The sequence below is a fragment of the Streptomyces sp. NPDC002490 genome (genome assembly GCF_040296045.1).
Lineage (GTDB): Bacteria > Actinomycetota > Actinomycetes > Streptomycetales > Streptomycetaceae > Streptomyces.
Genome location: NZ_JBEOWM010000121.1, coordinates 1 through 2,838, shown reverse-complemented (window position 1 = coordinate 2,838; position 2,838 = coordinate 1). Strand labels below are relative to the sequence as shown.

Here is a 2,838-nt window from a genome sequence, read left to right as displayed (position 1 = left end):
AACACAGTGGACGCGAGCAACTGAGGACAAGCCCTCGGCCTATTAGTACCAGTCAACTCCACCGGTCACCCGGCTTCCATATCTGGCCTATCAACCCAGTCGTCTACTGGGAGCCTTACCCCATCAAGTGGGTGGGAGCCCTCATCTCGAAGCAGGCTTCCCGCTTAGATGCTTTCAGCGGTTATCCCTCCCGAACGTAGCCAACCAGCCATGCCCTTGGCAGAACAACTGGCACACCAGAGGTTCGTCCGTCCCGGTCCTCTCGTACTAGGGACAGCCCTTCTCAAGACTCCTACGCGCGCAGCGGATAGGGACCGAACTGTCTCACGACGTTCTAAACCCAGCTCGCGTACCGCTTTAATGGGCGAACAGCCCAACCCTTGGGACCGACTCCAGCCCCAGGATGCGACGAGCCGACATCGAGGTGCCAAACCATCCCGTCGATATGGACTCTTGGGGAAGATCAGCCTGTTATCCCCGGGGTACCTTTTATCCGTTGAGCGACGGCGCTTCCACAAGCCACCGCCGGATCACTAGTCCCGACTTTCGTCCCTGCTCGACCCGTCGGTCTCACAGTCAAGCTCCCTTGTGCACTTACACTCAACACCTGATTACCAACCAGGCTGAGGGAACCTTTGGGCGCCTCCGTTACTCTTTAGGAGGCAACCGCCCCAGTTAAACTACCCATCAGACACTGTCCCTGATCCGGATCACGGACCCAGGTTAGACATCCAGCACGACCAGAGTGGTATTTCAACAACGACTCCACAACCACTGGCGTGGCCGCTTCACAGTCTCCCACCTATCCTACACAAGCCGAACCGAACACCAATATCAAACTGTAGTAAAGGTCCCGGGGTCTTTCCGTCCTGCTGCGCGAAACGAGCATCTTTACTCGTAGTGCAATTTCACCGGGCCTATGGTTGAGACAGTCGAGAAGTCGTTACGCCATTCGTGCAGGTCGGAACTTACCCGACAAGGAATTTCGCTACCTTAGGATGGTTATAGTTACCACCGCCGTTTACTGGCGCTTAAGTTCTCAGCTTCGCCACACCGAAATGCAGCTAACCGGTCCCCTTAACGTTCCAGCACCGGGCAGGCGTCAGTCCGTATACATCGCCTTACGGCTTCGCACGGACCTGTGTTTTTAGTAAACAGTCGCTTCTCGCTGGTCTCTGCGGCCACCCCCAGCTCAGACAGTAAATATCATCACCAGGAATGGCCCCCCTTCTCCCGAAGTTACGGGGGCATTTTGCCGAGTTCCTTAACCATAGTTCACCCGAACGCCTCGGTATTCTCTACCTGACCACCTGAGTCGGTTTAGGGTACGGGCCGCCATAAAACTCGCTAGAGGCTTTTCTCGACAGCATAGGATCATCCACTTCACCACAATCGGCTCGGCATCAGGTCTCAGACTATTGCCAGGCGGATTTACCTACCTGACGTCCTACACCCTTACCCCGGGACAACCACCGCCCGGGATGGACTACCTTCCTGCGTCACCCCATCACTCACCTACTACAAGTCCGGGTCACCGGCTCCACCACTTTCCATTCCCCGAAGGGTCCGGAACGGCTTCACGGGCTTAGCATCGCCTGATTCAATGTTTGACGCTCTACAGCGGGTACCGGAATATCAACCGGTTATCCATCGACTACGCCTGTCGGCCTCGCCTTAGGTCCCGACTTACCCTGGGCAGATCAGCTTGACCCAGGAACCCTTAGTCAATCGGCGCACACGTTTCCCACGTGTGTATCGCTACTCATGCCTGCATTCTCACTCGTGAACCGTCCACCACTACCTTCCAGTGCAGCTTCACCCGGCACACGACGCTCCCCTACCCATCACAGTCCCCGTTAGGAGTATGTACTGCAATGACACGACTTCGGCGGTACGCTTGAGCCCCGCTACATTGTCGGCGCGGAATCACTAGACCAGTGAGCTATTACGCACTCTTTCAAGGGTGGCTGCTTCTAAGCCAACCTCCTGGTTGTCTCTGCGACTCCACATCCTTTCCCACTTAGCGTACGCTTAGGGGCCTTAGTCGATGCTCTGGGCTGTTTCCCTCTCGACCATGGAGCTTATCCCCCACAGTCTCACTGCCGCGCTCTCACTTACCGGCATTCGGAGTTTGGCTAAGGTCAGTAACCCGGTAGGGCCCATCGCCTATCCAGTGCTCTACCTCCGGCAAGAAACACACGACGCTGCACCTAAATGCATTTCGGGGAGAACCAGCTATCACGGAGTTTGATTGGCCTTTCACCCCTAACCACAGGTCATCCCCCAGGTTTTCAACCCTGGTGGGTTCGGTCCTCCACGACCTCTTACAGCCGCTTCAACCTGCCCATGGCTAGATCACTCCGCTTCGGGTCTTGGGCATGCTACTCAAACGCCCTATTCGGACTCGCTTTCGCTACGGCTTCCCCACACGGGTTAACCTCGCAACACACCGCAAACTCGCAGGCTCATTCTTCAAAAGGCACGCAGTCACGAGACACCAACACAAGTGCTGGCATCCGACGCTCCCACGGCTTGTAGGCACACGGTTTCAGGTACTATTTCACTCCCCTCCCGGGGTACTTTTCACCATTCCCTCACGGTACTATCCGCTATCGGTCACCAGGGAATATTTAGGCTTAGCGGGTGGTCCCGCCAGATTCACACGGGATTTCTCGGGCCCCGTGCTACTTGGGAAATGCACAAGCAAGTCGCTGACGTTTCGACTACGGGGGTCTTACCCTCTACGCCGGGCCTTTCGCATGCCCTTCGCCTACATCAACGATTTCTGACTCACCGACCAGCCGGCAGACTGATCAAGCACACTCCCACAACCCCCCA

The 2,838-nt window shown here is 56.4% G+C and carries 1 rRNA gene; it reads right to left on the bottom strand.

What is annotated here, in order from left to right:
• Positions 1-22 precede the first annotated feature (22 nt).
• Positions 23-2,838, bottom strand: a 23S ribosomal RNA gene (locus ABT092_RS30840); the annotation flags it as partial.